Origin of the sequence: Pseudophaeobacter profundi (genome assembly GCF_029697505.1) — a bacterium.
Classification (GTDB): Bacteria; Pseudomonadota; Alphaproteobacteria; order Rhodobacterales; family Rhodobacteraceae; genus Pseudophaeobacter; species Pseudophaeobacter profundi.
Genome location: NZ_JARJEF010000006.1, coordinates 59,798 through 81,460, shown reverse-complemented (window position 1 = coordinate 81,460; position 21,663 = coordinate 59,798). Strand labels below are relative to the sequence as shown.

The following is a 21,663-nucleotide window of genomic DNA, read 5'->3' as shown; positions in this document are numbered from 1 at the left end:
GACTGCCCTCGGATACTGCCCCAGATACGAAGGATGAACCTATGTCGCGCCGTTGCGAACTGACCGGAAAAGGCCCGATGACTGGCAACAATGTCAGCCATGCTAAAAACAGAACTCGTCGCCGGTTTCTGCCCAACCTGAATGATGTCACCCTGCAGTCCGAGACGCTGGGTCGCGGCATCAAGCTGAAGATCTCTGCTGCAGCTCTGCGCACCGTCGATCACCGTGGTGGCCTGGACGCTTTCCTGGCGAAAGCCAAGGACGAAGAGCTGTCCACAAGCGCGCTGAAAGTGAAAAAAGAAATCGCCAAGGCGCAGTCCGTAGAGGCCTGATCGTTGGCGCGTCTGGTCCAGCACCAGCGCATGTGATTTAAAAACGTCGTGTATCCTTGCGGATGCGCGACGTTTTGCCGTTATAGGCATATTTCATTTACAACTTGCAGCCCCTGTCAGGTGGGGGCATATGCTTGGGTATGGCACATCTTCTGCGGATATCTTTGGCCCTTGTTCTGGCCTTGGTGGTGACCCTGACGGGGCATGCCTCTGCCGCTGCGCAGGGGGCGCGCGATGCCAGTGGGCAGATAGTGATCTGTTCCGGCAGCGGCCCCGTGACCATCTATATCGACGATCAGGGGCAACCGACCCAGCCGCCGCATTATTGCCCGGACTGCGTGATGCATCTGCTGGATGCCGTACCTGCGCCGGATGCTCTGGTTCTACCGTCCTATGCCGGGCAGGCCTATGATCGCAGCTGGGTGAGCCTGGGACTGCATCATCGGCCCAAGCTGACCGCAACGGCACGGGCGCCTCCCGTCGCTGTCTGACGATCCAACAGCCAGAATTACACCTATAATTTCAGTAACTTGAGAAAGGAGACAGAGATGTCCCTGAAATCCGTTTTGTTTGCGGCGGTTGCCGCCGTGTCGCTTGCTGGTGCTGCCTCTGCCGAGGGCGCCAAGATCATGGTGCAGGACCAATATGCCCGCGTCTCTACCAAGATGGCCACTAGCGGGGCTGCCTTTATGAACATCATGAATATGAGCTCCGAAGCAGATCAGCTGCTTGCGGTGCGCTCTGACGTGGCCAAGCGGGTTGAACTGCACACCCATATGGAAAGCGGCGATGGCATCATGAAGATGGTGCATGTAGAGGATGGCTTTGCCATCCCGGCTGAGGGCAGCCATCTGCTGCAACGCGGCGGTGACCATGTGATGTTCATGGGCTTGACCGAAACGCTGGAGCATGGCGATGTGGTCTCCCTCACGCTGGTGTTTAAGAACGCCGGTGAGATCAGCATCGAAATCCCTGTGGATCTGGAACGCAAGCCCGGTCAGGGTGGCCATATGAAGCACACGAACTAAGCCGCAAGGCCGAGAGGGAGGCGGCGCGACCGTGCGGCCTTCCTCTGTATCGCGCTTGAGGGACCCGGCAGGGCAAACCGAGGCGCGAGGTTACAGCAATTCGTCCAGCAGCCGGAAGTCCTGCGCCAGCCAGGGCAGGCGGGCGATGGCGGGGGCCACCATCTGCCGCTTGATCAAGCCCTGGGTTGTCTGCGCCACAGTGCGGGGCAATTGATCGGCCCAGTCCTTGCCGGCAAAGAGCGATATCTTGCGCGCAGAAAGCCCGTCAGAGGGGCCGAAGGGCAGCGGAAAGGCGTCGATTTCATCGTGGAACCGCGCCGCACGCATATAGCCCAGCGGCGTTGTCACCGCCCAGCCGATACGGCGCGCTACCATGGCCATCAGCGCCAGGTGTGATCCAATTTCAAACCGATTTTCAAACGCTTGTTCCTGCTCTAGTGCCTGTGTGCGATCCTGGACCAGGGCTTCGATTTGCTGCGAAATCAGCTGGTCGGCAGCATAGCGCAGAAATGGCAGCCGACCGAGCTGCTCTGCGGTGACCTTGGGTGTGGGGTAATAGCCCTTGGGGGCCACCAGAATAAAGGGATCGCGCACCAGCGGGAATTCTATCAGCCCGCCTTGCGGGGCGCCGGTGGTGGCGGTGATCGCCAGATGAAGCTCCCCGGCTTCGATGGCGCGCAGGATGTCATGGCTGGAGGCGGTGATCATCTTGAACCGGCATTCAGTCAAGCTCTCGGCGAGGGACGTCACCAGACGGGGGGTGAGATCGTTGTCAAAGTCATCAATCAGACCAATCGACAGCTCTGGCAGGTGGCTCAGATCCATCATTGACAGCTCGCTCTGTGCCAGTCGCAGTTCGGACAAAACCGCATGGGTCCGGGCCAGAAAGTTCCGCCCGGCAGAGGTTGGCACCATGGGGCGGCGGCTGTGATCGACCAGCTCTGTTCCCAGAGCCTTTTCAAGGTTGCGCAGCTGTTGGCTGACCGCAGGCTGGCTGAGGCCCGTCACATCGGCGGTCTGCGCAACCGAGCCGGTCTTGGCCAGGGTTTCAAAAACCTCTAACCCTCGAAGGGTGACCCCCTTGATCAACATGCCCGCGCTCCTGAAAAAAATGTTTGCCTGACGATAGTTTCCTCCAGCGCTTGCTGGTGGGTCAAGGGTGCCAATCCCCCGGCTATTCCCCCCCAAGGTCGCATCTGACGAGGGTTGAAAGCCCGGATGCGGAGGGAAGGGGCCGTATTGGTGTCGGCTTTGGGTTTCTGAAATCATCCCGCGTCGCGGTCTGTCGCTGCCGCCTGGGGGCAGGCCGGGCCTGTCTGATCTGCCTGTCTGATCTGCCTGTCTGGCCGACCTGTTCAATCGGTGTGTATTGGGGAAGGGGCGGACTGGTGCCTTAGCCGCAGGTCTTGGCGGCGGTGTCACCAAAAACCTTGTAGCGCAGCCAGAGCTGTTCGTCGCGCTTATTGCTGGACTGGCGCACCACCTGGGCCTGATGCGGGTCGGCAAACCATTTGGACACAGTGCGCCGCTCGGAAGAGGAGAGCTGCTGGTTGGCCACCTTCTGGATGCAGTTGCACAGGGCCGGGCTGGCGGCGAGCCGGTCAGAGCTGCGGCAGGCCCGTTCGATCGCACCGGCCTGGGCGGGCTGTACAAACACGATCTGCGCAGTAAGAACCTGAGCAGCCAATACGGCACAAAGCCCTGCAGGACGCAGGCAGGTGGGCAGCAATTTCATCAAATGTCCCTCGTGTGATTGTCCCGGATCCCGTGCCCGGTTTTGCGGGAATATGGCGAAGCGCGGGGTAAGTTTCAATCGTGGTTAAATTCGCTTTACAAATGCGCAACATCTTGCCGGGTTCGGGGCTGGGGTGGGAACCGGTGTGGGGCGTGCCTGACCCTGGGCAGGTGCGACGCCATGTTTCCTCAAATAGGCGGGGTGCGATCAGCTGAGGTTTTGACCGGAGGCCCCCCGGTCAACGCCCGACCTTCACCACCGGAGGGTGCTTCGCCCCCACCCGTGGTCAGGCGCTGACCTTTGTTGGACTAAAGCAAACCCAAAATACGCAGGCAAACTTGCGCAATGGCATAAAAGTAGATGGAGTGCCGTACCGTCCACGTGTACCAGGCGAGCCGTCTTGATCTCATTGCGGTCGAAGACTTTCGCGCCTTTCTTCGTTGCGACAGGCATTTTCGATACTCGACAAAACACCCGTTTGTTGCGTCTGCGCGGATATGACGCTGGCGTGCAGTGTGGCGCGGGTGGTGATTGCGCGGCTGATGCTTTCATCTTGCGGCATTGGCCAGACATCCAGCGGGTCCAAATTTTTGCATTTGTCCAAATTCGCCAAGCTCAATTCGTCTTTGGCTGTCGATTTGGATAAATAACTTCATCCCAGCATAGACGCGCGCTTGACCAGGACAAGAAACCAAATCATATCCACTTGCATGACAGATCTCGCCAAAATCCGCAATTTCTCCATCGTCGCCCATATCGACCATGGCAAATCCACCCTCGCTGACCGGCTCATCCAAGAGACGGGCACTGTGGAGGTGCGTGATATGAAGGCGCAGCTCTTGGACTCGATGGATATCGAGCGCGAGCGCGGCATCACCATCAAGGCCAATACGGTGCGCATTGACTACAAGGCGGACGATGGCGAGCAATACGTGCTGAACCTGATCGACACCCCTGGTCACGTCGACTTTGCTTACGAGGTCTCGCGCTCGATGCGTGCGGTTGAAGGCTCTTTGCTGGTGGTCGACAGCACGCAAGGGGTTGAGGCGCAGACATTGGCCAATGTCTATCACGCGATGGAGGCCGACCACGAGATCGTGCCGGTGCTGAACAAGATCGACCTTCCGGCCTCGGACTGTGACCGGGTGGCAGAGCAGATTGAAGATGTCATCGGCATTGAGGCCACCGGCGCCATTCGGGTTTCGGCCAAGACAGGCCAGGGCATCCACGAAACACTGGAAGCCATCGTCAATGAACTGCCTGCACCGACGGGCACCCGCGACGCGCCGCTAAAGGCGATGCTGGTGGACAGCTGGTATGACGCCTATCTTGGCGTGATCGTTCTGGTGCGGATCATGGACGGGGTGTTGAAAAAGGGTGAGCGGATCAAGATGCTCTCCAATGGCTCTACGCACCATGTGGATCGCATCGGCGTCTTCCGCCCGGCCATGACGGTGATTGACGAACTCGGCCCCGGCGAGATCGGCTTTCTGACCGCCTCTATCAAACAGGTGCGCGATACCCGGGTAGGCGACACCATCACCCATGAGAAAAAAGGCACCGAAGATGCTTTGCCAGGCTTTAAGCCTGCGCAGCCGGTGGTGTTCTGTGGCTTGTTCCCAGTTGATAGTTCCGAATTTGAAGATCTGCGCGATGCCATCGACAAGCTGGCGCTGAATGACGCGTCTTTCAGCTTTGAGATGGAAACCTCGGCGGCGCTGGGCTTCGGCTTCCGCTGTGGCTTCCTTGGCCTTTTGCACCTGGAAGTGATCCGCGACCGGGTCGAGCGCGAGTATGACATTGATCTGATCACCACCGCGCCTTCGGTGGTTTATCACGTCTATATGCGTGATGGCAGCATGGTAGAGCTGCACAACCCCGCCGATATGCCGGACCTGACCATTGTTGATCACCTGGAAGAGCCGCGCATCAAGGCGACCATCCTGGTGCCGGATGAATATCTTGGCGATGTGCTGAAGCTCTGCCAGGATCGTCGCGGCATCCAGCTGGATCTGACCTATGCAGGCAGCCGCGCCATGGCGGTCTATGATCTGCCACTGAACGAGGTGGTGTTTGATTTCTATGACCGGCTGAAATCGGTGACCAAGGGCTATGCCTCCTTTGATTACCAGATGACCGGCTACCAGCAGGACAACCTGGTCAAGATGTCGGTGCTGGTGAATGATGAACCCGTCGATGCCTTGTCGATGATGGTGCACCGCGACCGTGCCGAGGCCCGTGGCCGCGCCATGGTTGAAAAGCTGAAAGATCTGATCCCGCGCCATATGTTCAAGATCCCGATCCAGGCGGCGATTGGCGGCAAGGTGATTGCCCGCGAAACCCTGTCTGCGATGCGCAAAGACGTGACCGCCAAATGCTACGGTGGCGACGCAACCCGGAAGAAAAAGCTGCTGGAAAAGCAGAAGAAGGGTAAGAAAAAGATGCGCCAGTTCGGCAAGGTCGACATTCCGCAGGAAGCGTTTATCTCGGCGCTCAAGATGGATAGCTGAACGCCGTCCGGGGGTAGGGCGCTTTGCGCCCACCCTGGGTTCGCCGCTGTCCTTTGTTTTGTCGTGGCCGCTGTAGCTATTTCTAGATTGTCTGAAATTCACGCATGTGGCTGTGATTTTATGCGTTGCGCAAGCGGTCTTCGCGAAATTGTCGCAACTTTTTGCTGATCTTCCCTCATTTTTCACGTCGTGAACTGCCTGTCCCTAACCTATGGTAGGATCGGGGCAGGTCACTGATTTGGGAGGGTCGGGGATGAGCTATTCAGCACAAAAAGCGATACTGGAGGCGCGTCGCCGGGCGCTGACGGTACCGGCGAAAGAGGCCGCACAGGTCTTTTCTGGCGCGCGACAGCAGGGTGGGGTACTGCCTGATCTGTTGCTTTATCCAGGTAGGCCTTTGGGTGACCAGTATGCGGATGAGTTGCACCAGATTGATGCCGCTCTGGCCCGCTTGCAGGAAGGCACTTACGGGTATTGCCAGATTTGCGGTGAAGAGATTGGCGGCCAATTGCTGGATTCGGTGCCGTCGACCCGCTTTTGCAGCACCTGCGCCGAATAACGCCCGGTTGCCCGTCGTCATGTGGAGCACAGGATGGCCTGTGTCGAGGGGGGCAGGGGGCGACGTATTGTCGGCGCTCGCGCGGGGCTTTGCCTGGGCGGTGGCAGCTGCCCCGTAGACCCGCGAGAGGCCCGCGAGGCTTTTCTTCCATGGAAGAAGCCGCTAAGGCGAGGGCAACCTAACCTTATTTCCTTTTTCCGGAGCCCCGCCATGTCCGCCGCCACACCAGCTTCCCCGGTTTGTGATCTGTGTTCTGCCGCGCAAGAGACCCGTTTTTACGCTGTCCCGGGCGGCCCCGAGGATGCAGGGGTGCAGATCTGCGCCACCTGTCAGACGCAGATCGACGGCGATCTGGATGCGGCGCATTGGCGCTGCCTGGGGGCGTCCATGTGGTCGTCAGAGCCCGCAGTGCAGGTTCTGGCCGCGCGGCTCTTGGCCCGGCTGGCAGAGCACGACTGGGCCCGCGATCTGGCAGAACAGCTCTGGCTGGAGGATGAGACCCGTGCCTGGGTGGACAACCAGGTGGTGGCTGGTGGCCATGTTGACAGCAACGGCGCGCCGCTTGCGGCTGGCGACAATGTGGTGTTGATCAAGGATCTGCCCGTCAAGGGCGCAGGCTTTACCGCCAAGCGCGGTACCGCGGTGCGGGGCATCTCTCTGGTGCAGGACAATCCCGAGCACATCGAGGGCCGCGTTGAGGGCCAAAGAATTGTTATTTTGACCAAATTCGTGAAGAAGAAATAGCTCTCAGTGCAACAGGACCTGCTTTTTGCCGCTGCGCGAGGTTATGCGTCGTTGCTGTAGATGCTGTGATATGGCACAATATCCCGCAAACAGACTGAACAAAAGAGTTTAGCATATGACCGACTTTGCCGAACGTCGCCGCATGATGGTTGACACCCAGGTCCGCCCTTCGGATGTGACCAAATACCCGATCATCGAGGCGCTGCTGGCTGTTGCGCGCGAAGATTTTGTTCCAGATGCACAACGCGAAGCCGCCTATGCGGACCGCAACATGGATCTTGGGGCCGGGCGCGCATTGATCGAGGTGCGCACGCTTTCCAAAATGCTGGACGCGCTTGATATCCAGCGGAATGAACTGGTGCTCGATGTGGGTTGCGGGCTGGGCTATTCCACCGCCGTCGCCGCCCAGATGGCGCAGATGGTGATCGGCGTCGAAGAAGATGAAGAAATGTCCGGTGAGGCCCAGTCGCAGCTTGCAGAGGCGGGCGCTGATAATGCCATCGTCCATGTCGGCCCGCTGACCGAGGGCGCTGCCGAACATGGCCCCTATGATGTTATCCTGGTGCAGGGCGGCGTCGAAGTCCTGCCCGACCAGTTGCTGGCACAGCTGAAAGACGGCGGTCGCATTGCCGTCATCTTCATGACCGGAGCCCTGGGCGAGGTGAAGGTGGGATATAAACAGGGCGATCAGATTTCCTGGCGCTTTGAATTCAACGCAACTGCGCCGGTCATGCCAGGGTTTGAACGGGCTGCGGCCTTCGCGCTTTAGGGGGGCTTTGGTTCGGGGGCGTTGCAATGATATGCTAGGTCCGGCTGAATGTGGGGCCTGATACATAATAATCTTCCCGCGGCTGGCGGCGCGGCAAACGAATAGGGTTACCGATGTACAAGAAGAATTTGGCAAGTTTGTTTAAGGCTTTTGTATTCGCAGGCACTGCGGCGCTTGCCTTCACACTGCCAAAAGCCGCCAGCGCGGATAATCTGTCAGACGCACTGATTGGCGCTTATAAATCCAGCGGCTTGCTGGAACAAAACCGGGCTTTGCTGCGGGTGCAGGACGAAAACGTCGCTGCCGCCGTTGCCGGGCTGCGCCCGATTATCAACTGGACGATCACTGCCAGTCACCGAAACAGCGATACGGGGCTTTCAGCCCGCGACATTACGAACGATGAGCTGAGCACGGGCCTGAACTTGAGCCTGCTGTTGTTTGATGGCGGCGCGACGCGCCTTCGACAGTTGGCTGCGCAGCAAACTGTTCTGGCCACTCGGCAAAGCCTGATCAACATTGAACAACAGGTGCTGTTCAATGCGGTGCAGGCCTATGTGAACGTGTTGCTGCAAAATGAAATCGTGCGGCTTCAGGGCAACAACCTGCGTTTGCTGCAAGAAGAGCTGAAGGCCTCGCAGGATCGCTTTGAAGTTGGCGAAGTCACCCGCACCGATGTTGCCTTGGCGCAGAGCCGCCTTGCTTCGGCCCAGGCCAATCTGATTGAAAGCCGTGGTAATCTGCTGGAAGCCAAAGCCTCCTATGTTGAGGCGGTTGGCAACCCCATCGGGACTGTTGCCGGCGCGCCCCCTTTGCCTAAGCGGGTGGCCTCTTTGTCCTCTGCCGAAGCCATCGCCAACCGCAATCACCCCAGCCTTCTGGCGCAGCAGCATTCGGTTAAGGCAGCTGATTATAGTGTTGAAGCCGCGCGCAAGGGGCTTGGCCCAAACGTCAGGTTTAGTGCGGATGTCAGCACCACCCTCGGGCTTTCCTCGACGGCTGACTCTGATACATCTGGTGCTAGCATCACCTTGACCCAGCCAATCTATGCCGGCGGTGCGCTGGCTTCGGCCCTGCGTTCCAGCATGGCCTCTGGCGATGCGGCGCGCGGCCAGTTGATCACCGTACAGCGGGCCGTGACCCAGGATGTCGCAGCGGCCTATGTCACGCTTGAGGCCGCCTCGGCCAGCCTTGTGTCCTCTAACGAAAGTGTGCGGGCGGCGCAGGTCGCCTTTGACGGGATTCGCGAAGAGGCCACCCTGGGTGCGCGTACCACGCTGGATGTGTTGCAGGCGGAACAGGATTTGCTGAATGCGCTGACCTCGCGGGTACAGTCGCGGGCCAACCAGGCGACCGCTGCCTATGCCCTGTTGCAGGCGCAGGGGCTTTTGACGGCTGAACACCTTGGCCTGGCTGTCGAAATCTACGACCCAACGCTGTATTATAACCTGGTCAAAAGTGCGCCAGCCCAGGTCAGCCAACAAAGCCGCGATCTGGATCGTGTGCTGCGGGCCCTGGGAAAAAACTAAAAGGCAGCAGAAATGTTGTGCGTGTGCAGCGGGGCAGCTACACTCGCGTAAAGGCTAGAGTGGTTTAAATACTATGTCCGATCCTGTAACGCAGGCTGAAATCGAAGATGTGCTCTCCTCTATCCGCCGTTTGGTGAGCGAAGATGGGCGCGTGGCCCCACCTGCGAGCGCGGCGGCAACGCCAAAGTCGCGGTTGGTTCTGACGCCTGCTTTGCGGGTGGCCGAGAGCGCACCGGAAGGCGCCCCCGCTGCCGCAGAACAGGACGCAGTTCCCCCCCTGCAAGATGAAGCGGCTATCGTACTGGATGCACAGCCGGAGCTTGATCCAGCCGAGGTGTTGAGTTTTCAGACCAATAGGGACGTCAAGGATGGTCCGCTGCCAGGACTGACAGCGGAGATTGCCGAGGCGGCGCAGGCAGCGACTTCAGAGGCAGAACCGCCAGAGACCGTGGTCGCCGATGCCGAGATGGAAACCCCGGATGACACTGCCCCCTGGCAGGAGCCGGGGGCAACTCTGTTTGGTGCAGCAGATCCCTTTGCCGCCCCGCAAGAGACCCTGCACGGCGCGGATGCGCCTGCCAGCCCGGATGCTGCGCGCCAACCTTCAGAGGTGCAACTGACGCCGGAGCTGGATGGCAGCGAACGGGTTTCGGCTGTGGTGCAAAAGATTGCCGAGCTTGAGGCCAAGGTGGCGCGGGCGCAGGACCAGTGGGAGCCTGATGGCGATTCCAGGGATCCCTATGCCGGCACCAATATCGAAACGCTGGAATGGCAGGACGACATTGTCGCGCCTGCAGAGGACGCAGCCGAGACCGCGTCTGCATCAATTGCAGATGAACCGGCTGAGCAAGAGCCTCTGGATGCGGCAGATCTGGTTCAGGACGCGGTGACCCGCGAAACTCTGGACCTGTTGGAGCAGGGTGCCGGGGATGATCGCTACCTGGACGAAGACAGCCTGCGCGAAATGGTGGCAGAAATTGTCCGAAGCGAGCTGCAGGGGGCGCTCGGCGAGCGGATTACCCGCAATGTGCGCAAATTGGTACGCCGCGAAATCCAACGTGCCCTCGCGGCGCAGGATCTGATCTAGCGCATTTAAGACATGCGAAATCAAAGCCTATAGGCCACCGTATGCTATCGGCATGTCGCCCCCGCCTGCCAAATCCGCTAGATTCCATGTCGATGGCTGTTAGGTCGCAGCACCCATCTGTGCCCGCATTTGGTGCCTCGTGGGGGCTATACTGTCAGATTTGGGGTGGAATCCGGTGAGGGGATCTCTGTTGCCAAGGCCAGCAGTTGGTCCAGATCCATATGCTGCTCCAGATGGTTGGCCAGCGCGTCAAGCGTGGTTTCAACGCCTTCGTCATAGGGGGTCTGGCTGCTGTGGCCCAGTCCGGCCAGATACTGGCCGCGAAAGCGATCAGAGCTGAACAACCCATGTAGATATGACCCCAGCACCCGCCCATCGGGTGAGGCGGCGCCCTCGCATCGGTCGCCGACCTGAAGCCAGGCGCGGGCGCAGTCGGCGCCGGTGGTGCGCCCCATGTGAATTTCATAGCCGCTGACCGGCAGCCCGGCCTCAAACAGGCCACCGCCCAGGCTTTCGGCCTCGGTCAGGGTGACGCGTTTGCTCTCGGCCATCACCGTATGCACATCCAGCAGCCCCAGCCCGGCAACCTTGTCTGGCCGCCCCTCGACCCCATGCGGATCGTCGATGGTCTGGCCCAGCATCTGATAGCCACCACAGAGCCCGAGCACATGGCCGCCGCGCCGGTGATGGGCCAGAATGTCGATGTCCCAACCCTGGGCGCGTAGATAGGCCAGATCGGCGATGGTGGATTTGCTGCCCGGTATCAGCACCAGATCCGCATCCCCCGGCAGCGCTTTGCCCGCGGGGACAATTTCAACCGTCACTTCTGGCTCTACCGCCAGCGGATCGAGATCATCAAAGTTTGCCATCCGTTCCAGCTGGGGCACGACGACCTTGCAGGCGCCGCCCTTGGTCGAGACGATATCCATCATGTCTTCTGCGGGCAGTTTCCAGGCCTCCCAGAACCAAGGCACCACCCCCAGTGATGGCCAGCCGGTACGTCGGGCGATGTCATCGCGCCCGGCGTCAAACAGGCTGATATCGCCGCGAAAGCGATTTACGGCAAAGCCAACAATGCGGTCGCGATCCTGCTGGTCCAGCACCGCCTGGGTGCCGACGATCTGGGCAATGACTCCGCCACGGTGGATATCCCCGACCAGCACCACCGGCGCCTGCACCGCGCAGGCAAATCCCATATTGGCAATGTCGCCCCGGCGCAGATTGGTTTCCGCAGGCGATCCAGCGCCCTCGATCAGCACCAGATCAACCCCCTTGGCCAGCCGGTGATAGCTGTCCAGGGCCGCCTCCATCAGGCCGGTCTTGTCGCGCATGAAAGAGCCCGCAGCCTGACTGCCGCGCCGCTTGCCCTGAACGATCACCTGGGCGCCGGTATCCGTTTCGGGTTTCAGCAGCACCGGGTTCATATCCACATGTGGTGCGCGCCCTGCAGCCCGCGCCTGCAGCGCCTGGGCCCGGCCGATTTCTCCGCCTTCTGGGGTGACGGCGGCATTGTTGGACATGTTCTGCGCCTTGAAAGGTGCCACCTTCAGGCCGCGCCGATGAAAAGCGCGGGCAAGACCCGCCACAAGCATGGATTTGCCAACATTGCTGCCGGTGCCCTGAATCATGAGTGCGCGTGCCACCATTGGGGTTCTCCTGCCTGTGCTGTGGTTTGACCTGTGATTGCCGATTGGGCGACAGAGGAAAAGCCCTTTTTGACAAGGCTAGCGCATTGGCGGGGTGGGGGGCGGAAATTTACGCCCCAAAGTGGCACCTGCGCGACAGCTGCCCTGGGCCTGGGCGCGGGGGGAAGGCGCTGCAAAGGGTAGTGCACAAAAGAAAAACGCGCCCCCCAGGACGCGTCTTTCTATAGATCGTTGGTCTGTCCCGGCCCTTCTGGGCCATGGCCAAGTTTAGCTTCAGGCAGCTTCTGCCTGGGCTGCATTGCGCCGTTCGCTTTCTTCGCGCGACAGGGCAACGGAGGTCCGAACCCCACGTCCGACAAAATCCATCAACCCGCCGACAACCCGTTCGTTCGGGTCAATGCCAGCACAGCTGAGGACTTCGCGCCCATCGCGTGAGCGTGCCCAGCGGGCAATTTGTTCAGGGCCGTTGCCATATTTTTTATCATCGGCAATGGCGTCATCCAGCGCGGCCAAAACAACAGCGGCAAAGAGCTTGCGTGCTCGGTTGCCCTGTTCATTGTTGTACGCGGTGCCGTCAACGAAATCTCGCATCCCGTTTCCTTTATTGTTCTTGCTATTGCAATTCGCGGCGTGGCGTTCCTTATGACGGAACTATGACGATTCGGATAGCCCGTGTGTGCATAGCTTTCATGCAAAATTTGCATGGCTTTAGTGCTTTACCTACGAGATATCGTTGTCTTGCCAGCGATGACCACGCCAGATATAGGGTCTCTTAAGATATCATCAACCTTCCCAGATGGATTTTTCAGATGCCCAAGATCAATGGTAACGAGATCCGCCCCGGCAATGTTCTGGAGCACAACAACGGTCTGTGGGCCGCAGTCAAGGTCGATCACGTGAAGCCTGGCAAAGGAGGCGCCTTTGCCCAGGTAGAGCTGCGCAACCTGCGCAATGGCTCAAAGCTGAACGAACGTTTCCGCAGTGCCGACAAGGTCGAGCGCGTGCGGCTGGAGCAAAAAGACCAGCAGTTTCTCTATGAAAGCGACGGCATGCTGGTGTTCATGGATGCCGAAACATACGAACAAATCGAATTGTCTGCCGAACTGCTGGGCGATCGCCGCCCCTTCTTGCAGGATGGCATGACCATCGTGATGGAATTCTACGAAGAGGAAGCCCTGAACGCGACCCTGCCGCAGAAAGTGACCTGCAAGATTGTCGAGACAGAGCCGGTGGTAAAGGGGCAGACTGCTGCCAATTCCTTTAAGCCTGCCATCCTGGAAAATGGCGTCAAGGTCATGGTGCCGCCCTTTGTCGGTCAGGACGAAATGATCGTGGTCAATACCGAAACCATGGAATACGCGGAACGCGCCTGATATTGGCGGTTCTGCCAGTTTAGATTTCTTCTAGCCCCCGCTGCCAGATCCTGGCGGCGGGGGTTTTGTCTATTTTGTGTCAGTTCATCTGATCGACGAGTTCGATGCTGAAGCCGCATTCATCCATCATCTTGCCATAGGCCGCAGTAAAGCCCGCCAGCGAGACCTGCAGCACGGGTTCACCGGCACCATAGGGCTGCACCGTACGGATATCGATGTTTTGCCCGGCCTTCATCCAGCGCAGCATGTTCAGACTATCCTGCCAACGTGGCGATACCCGCGCCTGGGCAAAGCCATCGGCGTCATAGTAGCCATCCGCAATGCCATAAAAGGCGGCCTGCTTGTCAAAGACAAACCCCAGCGCCTGACCGTTTTGCACCTGGGTCCCATGGCCGCGCGGGGCGCTTTCTTCTAGGGTTGGGGCGGGGTAGTCGGTGGGCGGGCCTGCATCCAGGTCATGCACCGTAAGGCTGAGCACGGGCAGCCCATCGCCGCCAGTGGAGGCCCGGCAGGTGCGGCTGACGTGTTCGGTGGTTTCCTGCACTGTGAGCGAGACGCGCCAGTCGCCAAATTCCCAATATTGGTTCTGTGCCTGGGCAGGCAGCGCCGTCAGTGCAGGGAGCACCGAAACGGCAAGGGGAAGGAAATGTCGCATATTGTCTCCGAAAAATTGATTTGTGACATAAGAAGGCGCGTGTCAGGGCGTCCAGTGGAGCTGGGCTGTCTCGGCCTGCATATCGCCCTTGGCACGGTCAAAGCGGAGATAGGCGATGGCCTGGCCATGCGCCTGGCTGTACAGGGTGCCAACAGGTTTGCCAGCGGCGGTGATGGCACTGCCTACGGGTGCGGTGCCGGTGATATTTACCCGGCGCAGGCCTTTTCGCAGCTCGGTCTTGTGCTTCATGCGGGCGGTGATTTCTTGGCCGACATAACAGCCCTTGCGAAAATCAACGCCGTTCAGCGCCTCAAAGCCGGCTTCCAGGATATAGCTGTCCTGCCCCAGCTCAATGCCGCTTTGCGGAATGCAATGGGCCACATGCAGCCCGGTCCAGTCGCTATCGTCCTCGCCGGTTTCAGCGCCAATCAGCCGCCAGCCTAGCGACGGGTGGCGCGGATCGGCCAGTGCGCCGTCGGGGGCGGGGCCTGTACCGCGTGTGACGCCAAGGTCGGTAAGGGCAATGTCGACCTTGGCCCGCAGCCGGTACATGGTCAGCCGCTTCATCAGCGCCTCGGCCTGTTCGGCGTCGGCATCCAGCAGCACGGCGTCGCCGTCAGCGGCAAGAAAGAAATCCGCGAGGTATTTACCCTGAGGCGTCAGCAGGGCGGCATAGGTCAGGCCCTGATCGATCTTGTTGATATCATTGGTGATCAGCCCCTGCAGAAAGTCTCGGGTATCGGGGCCCGACAGGCGAAGGATCTTGCGCGCGTGCATGGCGTGGTCTCCTGATGGGTCCACCCATTTGGGTGGCGCGGTGATACGATCATGGGATGGCTGGCCCGCCAACTGGGGCGTGGCCAAGTCCGGGACCAGTGATATAGAAATAAGACCTGAATTGAATAGGAAAATCCCATGACGGCGCCAATTACTGTTGTGATACCAACCTTGAATGCGGCGCAGGCCCTGCCGGGGTGCCTGGGTGCGCTGATGGAAGGTCTGGGCGAGGGGTTGATCCGCGAGCTGGTGATCAGCGATGGCGGGTCTGATGATGCCACAGTGCAGTTGGCCGATGAGGCCGGGGCGCGGCTGGTGTCGGGGGCTGCCTCGCGCGGGGGGCAGTTGCGGCGCGGCTGTGCGCAGGCCCGTGGGGATTGGCTCTTGGTGCTGCATGCCGATACTGAACTGGCCCCCGGTTGGGCCGCAGTTGTGGCGCAGCATCTGCAGGCCGGGGAACAGGCCCCCGCTTATTTCCAGTTGCGGTTTCGCGCTAGGGGCTTTTGGCCCGTTGTGGTGGCGGGCTGGGCCAATCTGCGGGCGCGGCTGTTTGCCTTACCCTATGGCGATCAAGGGCTGCTGATCCCGCGTGAAGCCTATCTTGCGGCTGGTGAATACCCGGATCAGCCGCTGATGGAGGATGTCGCCCTGGCGCGCCGTGTAAGGGCGCATCTGGGGAGGTTCAAACCCTTGCAGGTCTTGGCGTACACCAGTGCTGCGCGGTATCAAGAAGAAGGCTGGCTTCGGCGCGGGGCGGCCAATCTGTGGACCTTGTTGCGCTACGCCCTGGGGGCTGATCCTGCAACCCTGGCGCGGGGCTATCAGAAATAGCCCGCGCCAGAGGATCGATAGCGGGAATGGGTTAGCCGAGCAGGCGGCCCACAACCCGGCGAAGCCAGCCGGATTGTTCTTCTGGATCCTGTGGCTTGGCCTCTGACAATTGTGCAGCCATGCCTTGGCGGTCCAGCAAGGTCTTGCCGTCCTGAAATTGCAAGCGGTAGAGATCGGCATAGATGCCACCGCGCTCCAGCAGCTCTTCGTGGGTGCCTTGGTCGACAACCTTGCCGCGGTCCATCACGATGATCTTGTCGGCGTTGCGTACGGTCGACAGGCGATGTGCGATCACCAGCGTGGTGCGCCCACCTGCCAGGCGATCCAGTGCCTGCTGTACCACCTTTTCAGACTGCGCATCCAAGGCCGAGGTCGCCTCGTCCAGCAACAGCACCGGTGTATTGCGCAGCAGGGCGCGGGCAATAACCACCCGCTGACGCTGACCACCCGAAAGCGCAGAACCGCGCGGCCCCACCAGGGTCTGGAGCCCGTTTGGCAGTTTTCCCAGGAAATCAGAGACATGCGAATCCTTGAGCGCCTTTTGCAACTCTTCCTCGCTGACGTCTTCGCGCCCCAGTATGATATTTTCGAGCAGGGTTTCGTCGAACAGCAGCCCCTCTTGGGTGACAACTGAAAACAGCCCGCGCAGATCGTCGGTCGACAGATCGGCGACGCCGATCCCGCCAACCTGGACCGCGCCGGACTGTGGATCAACCATTCGGGTCAGCAGATTGAAGATGGTGGATTTACCGGCCCCCGAGGCACCAACCAGCGCAGTGGTCTTCCCAGCCTCGGCTTCTAGGTTGAGGCTATGCAGGATTTCGGCCTCACCATAGTTGAGATCCACGTTTTTCAGGCTGATGGAAGGCAGGCCCTTGGGGGGGGCGACTGGATTTTTAGGCGAGGTCAACAGGATCGGCGCATCCATCAGCGCCTTGATGCGCTCTAGTGCGGCGGCGGCTGCCTGCCAGATGCCGGCAATATTCGCCAATCGGCGCATGGGCTCAAAGGACAGGCCGATCGAGGTAAAGAAGCTCATGAACTGGCCGACGGTCTTGTCGCCCGCAATAATTTCGGACCCGCCATAGAGCAGCACCGACATGAAACCGACCCCGGCCATGATATCGGTCATGCCGGAAATGGCCGAGGTCCCAAAGGCAGATTTGACCTCGGCGTTCACAAAGCTTTCTGTGCTCTTGGTGAACCGGCCAACCTGATAGTCTTCCAGCTTGTTCAGTTTGATCGGCACAATGCCGTGAAAGATTTCATCCAGGCGGGTGGCCAGGCTGGCACCGAGATCACGCGCCGTAGAGGCTTGGCGGCGCACAAATTTCTGCAACAGGGAAATCGGCAGCAACATCAGCGGCACCCCGATAAGCAGAATTGCGGTCCAGCGCCAGTCGATGCTGATGGCGACGCTTAGCACCGCGATCAGCGCAACAGTGTCGCGCCCTGCACCGGTGATCATCGCCTGCCAGACGGCATTGATGGCACCAACGTCGCTTTGCACCCGTTGAAGCAGCAGGCCGGGGGCATGGACCTGGTGAAATGACGGGTCCTGCCGGATCAGCCGGGCCAGCATATCCTTGCGCAGATGCGCCGCAGATGTCTGTGAGACTTTGCTCAGCAGTACCTTTTGGGTGACGCTGGAGATGCCACGCAGGGTGAAAATGGCAAGAAAGGCAAGGCTGACCCAATACAGGGCATTGGTGTTGCCGGCGACAAAGATCAGGTCGAACATCGGCTGCATCATGTAGCCGAGCGCGCCCATGGTGGCACCTTCAAGCAGCATAAAGACCACGGCTATCGACAAGAGCCCCATGTAGTGCCGCAGATAGCCACGCCAAAGCCAGCCAAGCAGCTCGCGCGAGGAAGTGTATTCAGTTTTCATGAGGGGCAGACCTGATTGCAATAACGGCGGAATTGAACTGTCATTTTGCGCTTTCTAGTTACTTGCTGGCGCCATTTAAGCAGCTCATGGCTCAGGTGCAAGCGTTCTACCTTGCAGCGGTGGGGCAGTGGCCCTTGCTGGATGGGGCAAAGGGGCAATGTCGCGGCAGGCGCAAAGGCCCTGCGCCGGGCGTTTCGGCAATTGACCTCAGCCGGGTGCAGGCTAGGGTTGCGCCAGCGATAATCTGGCCGGGACACCGTCATGGCATCCCGGCCCCTGCAAGGGAGTGCAGATGAGCACCACAACAAACCTATCAGCCGGTCGGCCCTATCTTGCCATTCCTGGTCCCTCTGTCATCCCGGATGCGGTCCTTCAGGCGATGCATCGGCCCTCGCCCAATATCTATGCCGGCGAATTGCTAAGCCTGACCGATAGCCTGATCCCCGATCTGAAGGCGCTGGCGCGGACAGAACATTTTGTCGCAATCTATATTGCCAACGGCCATGGTGCCTGGGAAGCGGCGCTGACCAATACCCTGCAACCCGGTGACAAGGTTCTGGTGCCGGCCTCGGGTCGGTTCGCTATTGGTTGGTCGGAAATGGCCGCGGCCCTGGGAATCGAGATCGAGATCCTTGATTTTGGCACCGCCGCCCCCTGGGATCTTGAACAGGTGGCAGCGCGTCTGCGCGCCGATCCCGGCCATCAGATCAAGGCGGTTTTGGGTGTTCACGTCGATACCTCCAGTTCGATCCGTAATGACGTCGCGGGCCTGCGCGCAGTAATGGACGCGGCGCAGCATCCGGCGCTATTGATGGCTGATTGCATTGCCTCGCTGGGCTGTGATCGGTTCGAAATGGATGCCTGGGGCGTCGATGTCATGGTGTCGGCCTGCCAAAAGGGGTTGATGACGCCGGCTGGGATGAGCTTTGTTTTCTTCAATGACAAGGCAGCAGCGGCGCGGGCAAAACTGTCGCGTGTCAGCCGGTATTGGGACTGGACGCCGCGCGCCAATCCGGCTGAATTCTATCAGTATTTTGGCGGCACCGCGCCGACACATCATCTATATGGTCTGCGGGCGGCACTGGATCTTGTTCAGCAGGAAGGCCTGGAGCAGGTCTGGGCCCGCCATGCCCGTCTGGCCGAAGCCATCTGGGCCGCGTGCGAAAGCTGGGGGGCGATCGACGACCCTATGCAGGGGCTGCGGTTGAATGTTGTTGACCGGGCGCTGCGCTCGCATGCTGTGACGGCGCTGCATCTGCCCGCGCCCAGTGCTAGCAACCTGCGGCAGTGGCTGGAAGAGAACCTTGGCCTGACGCTTGGCATCGGGCTGGGGCTTGCACCTGCGGGCAGCCCCGAGTGGCATGGCCATTTCCGTCTGGGTCATATGGGGTATGTGAACGGTCACATGATCATGGGGCTTTTGGGCGGTATCGAAACCGGGCTCAAGGCGCTGCATATTCCGCATGGGCAGGGCGCGCTTGCCGCCGCCGCTACGGTTCTGGCACGGCCTGCGTAATCAGTGCCCCTCGCAGGGACAGGCCTTGCGGGGGGCTAGGACTGTTCCTGCGCGATGCGGTCTTCCAGCCGGTTGATCATATGGTTCAGCAGCAGGGCGAAGAACAGCACTGGCACCAGGCCAAACAGCATCCAGATGGCTAAGAAGAGCCAGATCAGATTAAGGCCGATAAACGACAGCGCGTTGGCAAACAGATCAAGCGAGGCCACCGGCTGCTGGCGCAGCCCATGCAGGTGATTGTTGCCTTTGTCATGGGACATGCGGGATCCTCCTGGGACATCTCTGCCAGGAAGGGTAGCGCGCAGGGAATGAAAACCAGGTAAAAACACCACAGCGCATCGGTACCATATGTGTTTTATTACGATGCTTAGGTTGATGCAGCCATCTGCGTCCGCGCTGACGTCAAGGCAATGGGTAGCGCTGCCGCAAAAAGGGCAAGGTCCTCTTCGGGGCCGCAGCTGACGCGGATGCAACGGTCCTGTGGCGCAGCAAATGGCATCCGCACAAAGACATCCTGGGCAAGCAGCGCCTCAAGCACGGCCTTGGCAAAGGCTCCGTCGCTGCCGCAGTCAACGGCGACAAAATTGGTTGCCGAGGGCAGGGCGGTCAGCCCATTTTCTGCGGCGATATCAGCAATGTGGCTGCGTGCTGCGGCGATTTCCCGTTGCACGTGCGATAGCCAGTCCTGATCCAGCAGAGCCGCCAGAGCACCAGCCTGGGCGGTGCGGTTCATGCCAAAATGATTGCGCACCTTATTGAAGGCCCGGATCAGATCAGCCTGCGCAAGGGCATAGCCGACCCGCGCGCCCGCCATGCCATAGGCCTTGGAGAAGGTGCGCATGCGGATGACGCGGGGATCATTGATGTCCACCGGCGCGGCGGTACCTTCCGGGGCGCATTCGACATAGGCCTCGTCCAGCAACAGCAGGCAGCCTTCGGGCAGGTCCTGCAGCGCGGCAACGATGTCGGCCCCGCTGTGATGGCTACCCATCGGATTGTCGGGATTGGCAAGATACACCAGCTTTGCGTCCACTTCCGCAGCCTTTGCAAACAGGGCCTGAATATCCTCGTGATCGTTCTTGTAGGGCACCATATGCAGGGTGCCACCAAAACCAGCCACATGGTAATTGAAGGTTGGATAGGCCCCCTGCGATGTCACCACCGCGTCGCCGGGGCCAATCAGCAGCCGCACCAGATAGCCCAGCAACCCGTCAATGCCTTCTCCGACCAGAATGTTTTGCGCAGGGATGCCATGATGCGCCGCCAGAGCCTGGACCAGATCATGGCTTTGCGCATCGCCATATTTCCAGATCTCTTCCGCAGCGCGCTGCATGGCCTCGATCGCCAGCGGCGATGGGCCAAAGATGTTTTCATTGGCACCCAAACGGGCGGCAAAGGGCTTGCCACGTGCGCGTTCTTGGGTTTCGGGACCAACAAAAGGCACGGTCGAGGGCAGGGATAGGGCAAGCGGGGTGTAGCGTGGCGTTTTCATGCCCAGCAGATAGCCCAGAATCTCAGCCCGCGGCAAGGCTTGCCTGATGTTGCAACCCAGAGCAGACTGCGCAAAACCTTGGGAGATTTGGAATGAAACGAATTCTGTTGCTGTTGCTCTGTGTGGGCTTGGGCTATTTGTCATTTTGGCCAGTCCCGCTGACACCAGAAGTTTATCGCCCGTTGAAGGCGCCGGGCTTTACCGGCGAGTTTGAAGCCAATGATGCCCTGGCCGGGTTGGATCTGGTGTCGCTGCCCGATGGGGCAATCGGCCCCGAGGATCTGGCGGTGATGCCGGATGGCAAGATCTATACCACCGATCTGGCAGGTGGGCTGTACCGTATTGATGGTGCCACCCCGGAAAAGATCGAAGATCTGGGCGGTCGTCCCTTGGGCCTGAAGGCGGGGCCGGATGGCGCTCTGTATATCGCGGACAGTTTTCGCGGCATCCTGCGTTGGAGCGGACCGGGACAGCTGGAAACCTTGGTGAGCGAGGTTGAAGGCGCGCCGCTGATTTATGCCAACCAGCTGGATATTGCGCGCGACGGGACGATCTATTTTTCCAATTCGTCGGATCGTTTTGATCCTGAAACTCTGGGTGGCACCAAACCCACCTCGGTGATGACCGTCTGGGAGCAGAGCGACAGCGGCTATGTGGCGCGGCGCCTGCCGGATGGGACAGTCGAAAAAATCGCCAGCGGCTTTGTCTATACCAATGGCATCGCCCTGTCGCAGGCCGAGGATTTCCTGTTGATCAACGAAACCGGTCGGGCGCAGGTGCATAAATTGTGGCTGACAGGCGACAAGGCAGGCGAGCAAGAGTTGTTTTTGGGCAATCTGCCTGGCTATCCCGACAATCTGGAGGCCCAGGGCGATGGCACCTTCTGGCTGGCCTTTGCCAGCCCACGCCTGCCTTCGGAGGTGCTGATGCCCTATCCGTTTTTACGCAGCGTGATCTGGCGTCTGGGGCCAAAGGTGCGCCCGGCGCCGGTGCATCGGGGCATGGTGATCCAGTTCGACGAAGAGGGAAATATTTTGCGAAATCTGCAGGATCCAGACGGCCTGCTGGGGGTGACCACCAGCGCCCTGGTAGCGGGGGATCAGTTTTATGTCATGTCCCTGGATGGGCCAGGCTTTGGTCGTGGCGCGGCGCGCGATTTGCCGCCTATGCAATAGGCAAGGCCAGGCTTGGG

22 protein-coding genes are annotated in these 21,663 nt (G+C 60.0%); 13 read left to right on the top strand and 9 right to left on the bottom strand.

Annotated features, from left to right (window positions below; translation table 11 throughout):
• The first annotated feature begins 41 nt into the window (after positions 1 to 41).
• The 3 genes from rpmB (at position 42) to P2081_RS11355 (ending at position 1,360) form a co-directional block, all read left to right on the top strand.
• On the top strand, positions 42 to 332 hold the full coding sequence (gene rpmB / locus P2081_RS11365; RefSeq protein ID WP_278922987.1) for a 50S ribosomal protein L28: 291 nt from the start codon (positions 42 to 44) through the stop codon (positions 330 to 332).
• A 140-nt stretch (positions 333 to 472) separates the two neighbouring features.
• Complete coding sequence (locus P2081_RS11360) at positions 473 to 823, top strand: DUF2946 family protein (protein ID WP_278922986.1); 351 nt, start codon at positions 473 to 475, stop codon at positions 821 to 823.
• Between the two features lie 57 nt (positions 824 to 880).
• Positions 881 to 1,360 carry a copper chaperone PCu(A)C gene (locus P2081_RS11355; RefSeq protein WP_278922985.1) on the top strand — a complete coding sequence of 160 codons (480 nt, stop codon included), beginning with the start codon at positions 881 to 883 and terminating at the stop codon, positions 1,358 to 1,360.
• A 90-nt stretch (positions 1,361 to 1,450) separates the two neighbouring features.
• Here the strand turns inward: P2081_RS11355 and P2081_RS11350 are convergent, their stop codons facing one another.
• Both P2081_RS11350 and P2081_RS11345 read right to left on the bottom strand, forming a co-directional pair.
• Positions 1,451 to 2,452, bottom strand: a complete 1,002-nt coding sequence (locus P2081_RS11350) for a LysR family transcriptional regulator (protein WP_278922984.1) — start codon at positions 2,450 to 2,452, stop codon at positions 1,451 to 1,453.
• A 301-nt stretch (positions 2,453 to 2,753) separates the two neighbouring features.
• A complete protein-coding gene (locus P2081_RS11345) occupies positions 2,754 to 3,095 on the bottom strand; it encodes a hypothetical protein (RefSeq protein WP_278922983.1) in 342 nt (113 codons plus the stop codon).
• Positions 3,096 to 3,805: 710 nt separating this feature from the next.
• Between P2081_RS11345 and lepA the strand changes: the two genes are divergently transcribed.
• The 6 genes from lepA to P2081_RS11315 all read left to right on the top strand — a co-directional run bounded on the left by lepA (position 3,806) and on the right by P2081_RS11315 (position 10,290).
• Positions 3,806 to 5,605 carry a translation elongation factor 4 gene (gene lepA, locus P2081_RS11340; RefSeq protein WP_278922982.1) on the top strand — a complete coding sequence of 600 codons (1,800 nt, stop codon included), beginning with the start codon at positions 3,806 to 3,808 and terminating at the stop codon, positions 5,603 to 5,605.
• 253 nt (positions 5,606 to 5,858) lie between these two features.
• Complete coding sequence (locus P2081_RS11335; RefSeq protein WP_278922981.1) at positions 5,859 to 6,164, top strand: TraR/DksA family transcriptional regulator; 306 nt, start codon at positions 5,859 to 5,861, stop codon at positions 6,162 to 6,164.
• Between the two features lie 210 nt (positions 6,165 to 6,374).
• Positions 6,375 to 6,908 (top strand): PhnA domain-containing protein, encoded by a 534-nt coding sequence (locus P2081_RS11330; protein WP_278922980.1) that lies wholly within the window; start codon positions 6,375 to 6,377, stop codon positions 6,906 to 6,908.
• Between the two features lie 115 nt (positions 6,909 to 7,023).
• Positions 7,024 to 7,677, top strand: a complete 654-nt coding sequence (locus P2081_RS11325) for a protein-L-isoaspartate O-methyltransferase family protein (protein ID WP_278922979.1) — start codon at positions 7,024 to 7,026, stop codon at positions 7,675 to 7,677.
• 113 nt (positions 7,678 to 7,790) lie between these two features.
• Positions 7,791 to 9,203 carry a TolC family outer membrane protein gene (locus tag P2081_RS11320; RefSeq protein WP_278922978.1) on the top strand — a complete coding sequence of 471 codons (1,413 nt, stop codon included), beginning with the start codon at positions 7,791 to 7,793 and terminating at the stop codon, positions 9,201 to 9,203.
• A 73-nt stretch (positions 9,204 to 9,276) separates the two neighbouring features.
• Positions 9,277 to 10,290 (top strand): hypothetical protein, encoded by a 1,014-nt coding sequence (locus P2081_RS11315; RefSeq protein WP_278922977.1) that lies wholly within the window; start codon positions 9,277 to 9,279, stop codon positions 10,288 to 10,290.
• Positions 10,291 to 10,436: 146 nt separating this feature from the next.
• Here P2081_RS11315 and P2081_RS11310 read toward each other — a convergent pair whose 3' ends face one another.
• Together P2081_RS11310 and P2081_RS11305 are read right to left on the bottom strand one after the other, a co-directional pair.
• Complete coding sequence (locus P2081_RS11310) at positions 10,437 to 11,936, bottom strand: cobyric acid synthase (protein ID WP_278922976.1); 1,500 nt, start codon at positions 11,934 to 11,936, stop codon at positions 10,437 to 10,439.
• Between the two features lie 273 nt (positions 11,937 to 12,209).
• Positions 12,210 to 12,527, bottom strand: coding sequence for a DUF6280 family protein (locus tag P2081_RS11305; RefSeq protein ID WP_009811619.1), 318 nt, complete (start codon positions 12,525 to 12,527; stop codon positions 12,210 to 12,212).
• A 218-nt stretch (positions 12,528 to 12,745) separates the two neighbouring features.
• Between P2081_RS11305 and efp the strand changes: the two genes are divergently transcribed.
• Positions 12,746 to 13,309: an elongation factor P gene (gene efp, locus P2081_RS11300; RefSeq protein ID WP_278922975.1), complete on the top strand. Its 564-nt coding sequence runs from the start codon at positions 12,746 to 12,748 to the stop codon at positions 13,307 to 13,309.
• A 79-nt stretch (positions 13,310 to 13,388) separates the two neighbouring features.
• Here efp and P2081_RS11295 read toward each other — a convergent pair whose 3' ends face one another.
• Entirely contained in the window at positions 13,389 to 13,964 is a 576-nt protein-coding gene (locus tag P2081_RS11295) for an invasion associated locus B family protein (RefSeq protein WP_278922974.1), read from the bottom strand.
• 42 nt (positions 13,965 to 14,006) lie between these two features.
• Complete coding sequence (gene ygfZ, locus P2081_RS11290; RefSeq protein ID WP_278922973.1) at positions 14,007 to 14,741, bottom strand: CAF17-like 4Fe-4S cluster assembly/insertion protein YgfZ; 735 nt, start codon at positions 14,739 to 14,741, stop codon at positions 14,007 to 14,009.
• A 138-nt stretch (positions 14,742 to 14,879) separates the two neighbouring features.
• Here ygfZ and P2081_RS11285 point away from each other — a divergent pair, with 138 nt between their 5' ends.
• Positions 14,880 to 15,572 (top strand): TIGR04283 family arsenosugar biosynthesis glycosyltransferase, encoded by a 693-nt coding sequence (locus tag P2081_RS11285; RefSeq protein WP_278922972.1) that lies wholly within the window; start codon positions 14,880 to 14,882, stop codon positions 15,570 to 15,572.
• A gap of 31 nt (positions 15,573 to 15,603) precedes the next feature.
• Here P2081_RS11285 and P2081_RS11280 read toward each other — a convergent pair whose 3' ends face one another.
• Positions 15,604 to 17,463 (bottom strand): ABC transporter ATP-binding protein, encoded by a 1,860-nt coding sequence (locus P2081_RS11280; protein ID WP_278922971.1) that lies wholly within the window; start codon positions 17,461 to 17,463, stop codon positions 15,604 to 15,606.
• A gap of 292 nt (positions 17,464 to 17,755) precedes the next feature.
• Between P2081_RS11280 and P2081_RS11275 the strand changes: the two genes are divergently transcribed.
• Positions 17,756 to 18,979 (top strand): pyridoxal-phosphate-dependent aminotransferase family protein, encoded by a 1,224-nt coding sequence (locus P2081_RS11275; RefSeq protein WP_278922970.1) that lies wholly within the window; start codon positions 17,756 to 17,758, stop codon positions 18,977 to 18,979.
• Between the two features lie 35 nt (positions 18,980 to 19,014).
• Here the strand turns inward: P2081_RS11275 and P2081_RS11270 are convergent, their stop codons facing one another.
• Complete coding sequence (locus P2081_RS11270) at positions 19,015 to 19,239, bottom strand: histidinol phosphate aminotransferase (RefSeq protein WP_278922969.1); 225 nt, start codon at positions 19,237 to 19,239, stop codon at positions 19,015 to 19,017.
• A gap of 107 nt (positions 19,240 to 19,346) precedes the next feature.
• Positions 19,347 to 20,471: a pyridoxal phosphate-dependent aminotransferase gene (locus tag P2081_RS11265; protein WP_278923132.1), complete on the bottom strand. Its 1,125-nt coding sequence runs from the start codon at positions 20,469 to 20,471 to the stop codon at positions 19,347 to 19,349.
• Positions 20,472 to 20,563: 92 nt separating this feature from the next.
• Between P2081_RS11265 and P2081_RS11260 the strand changes: the two genes are divergently transcribed.
• Positions 20,564 to 21,646, top strand: a complete 1,083-nt coding sequence (locus P2081_RS11260; protein WP_278922968.1) for an SMP-30/gluconolactonase/LRE family protein — start codon at positions 20,564 to 20,566, stop codon at positions 21,644 to 21,646.
• Positions 21,647 to 21,663: the final 17 nt, after the last annotated feature.

What these genes read in the sequence shown, in the direction of transcription:
- rpmB (WP_278922987.1), top strand. Translation starts at nt 42, where the DNA reads ATGTCGCGCCGTTGCGAACTGACCGGAAAAGGCCCGATGACTGGCAAC.
- P2081_RS11360 (WP_278922986.1), top strand. Translation starts at nt 473, where the DNA reads ATGGCACATCTTCTGCGGATATCTTTGGCCCTTGTTCTGGCCTTGGTG.
- P2081_RS11355 (WP_278922985.1), top strand. Translation starts at nt 881, where the DNA reads ATGTCCCTGAAATCCGTTTTGTTTGCGGCGGTTGCCGCCGTGTCGCTT.
- P2081_RS11350 (WP_278922984.1), bottom strand. Translation starts at nt 2,452, where the DNA reads ATGTTGATCAAGGGGGTCACCCTTCGAGGGTTAGAGGTTTTTGAAACC.
- P2081_RS11345 (WP_278922983.1), bottom strand. Translation starts at nt 3,095, where the DNA reads ATGAAATTGCTGCCCACCTGCCTGCGTCCTGCAGGGCTTTGTGCCGTA.
- lepA (WP_278922982.1), top strand. Translation starts at nt 3,806, where the DNA reads ATGACAGATCTCGCCAAAATCCGCAATTTCTCCATCGTCGCCCATATC.
- P2081_RS11335 (WP_278922981.1), top strand. Translation starts at nt 5,859, where the DNA reads ATGAGCTATTCAGCACAAAAAGCGATACTGGAGGCGCGTCGCCGGGCG.
- P2081_RS11330 (WP_278922980.1), top strand. Translation starts at nt 6,375, where the DNA reads ATGTCCGCCGCCACACCAGCTTCCCCGGTTTGTGATCTGTGTTCTGCC.
- P2081_RS11325 (WP_278922979.1), top strand. Translation starts at nt 7,024, where the DNA reads ATGACCGACTTTGCCGAACGTCGCCGCATGATGGTTGACACCCAGGTC.
- P2081_RS11320 (WP_278922978.1), top strand. Translation starts at nt 7,791, where the DNA reads ATGTACAAGAAGAATTTGGCAAGTTTGTTTAAGGCTTTTGTATTCGCA.
- P2081_RS11315 (WP_278922977.1), top strand. Translation starts at nt 9,277, where the DNA reads ATGTCCGATCCTGTAACGCAGGCTGAAATCGAAGATGTGCTCTCCTCT.
- P2081_RS11310 (WP_278922976.1), bottom strand. Translation starts at nt 11,936, where the DNA reads ATGGTGGCACGCGCACTCATGATTCAGGGCACCGGCAGCAATGTTGGC.
- P2081_RS11305 (WP_009811619.1), bottom strand. Translation starts at nt 12,527, where the DNA reads ATGCGAGATTTCGTTGACGGCACCGCGTACAACAATGAACAGGGCAAC.
- efp (WP_278922975.1), top strand. Translation starts at nt 12,746, where the DNA reads ATGCCCAAGATCAATGGTAACGAGATCCGCCCCGGCAATGTTCTGGAG.
- P2081_RS11295 (WP_278922974.1), bottom strand. Translation starts at nt 13,964, where the DNA reads ATGCGACATTTCCTTCCCCTTGCCGTTTCGGTGCTCCCTGCACTGACG.
- ygfZ (WP_278922973.1), bottom strand. Translation starts at nt 14,741, where the DNA reads ATGCACGCGCGCAAGATCCTTCGCCTGTCGGGCCCCGATACCCGAGAC.
- P2081_RS11285 (WP_278922972.1), top strand. Translation starts at nt 14,880, where the DNA reads ATGACGGCGCCAATTACTGTTGTGATACCAACCTTGAATGCGGCGCAG.
- P2081_RS11280 (WP_278922971.1), bottom strand. Translation starts at nt 17,463, where the DNA reads ATGAAAACTGAATACACTTCCTCGCGCGAGCTGCTTGGCTGGCTTTGG.
- P2081_RS11275 (WP_278922970.1), top strand. Translation starts at nt 17,756, where the DNA reads ATGAGCACCACAACAAACCTATCAGCCGGTCGGCCCTATCTTGCCATT.
- P2081_RS11270 (WP_278922969.1), bottom strand. Translation starts at nt 19,239, where the DNA reads ATGTCCCATGACAAAGGCAACAATCACCTGCATGGGCTGCGCCAGCAG.
- P2081_RS11265 (WP_278923132.1), bottom strand. Translation starts at nt 20,471, where the DNA reads ATGAAAACGCCACGCTACACCCCGCTTGCCCTATCCCTGCCCTCGACC.
- P2081_RS11260 (WP_278922968.1), top strand. Translation starts at nt 20,564, where the DNA reads ATGAAACGAATTCTGTTGCTGTTGCTCTGTGTGGGCTTGGGCTATTTG.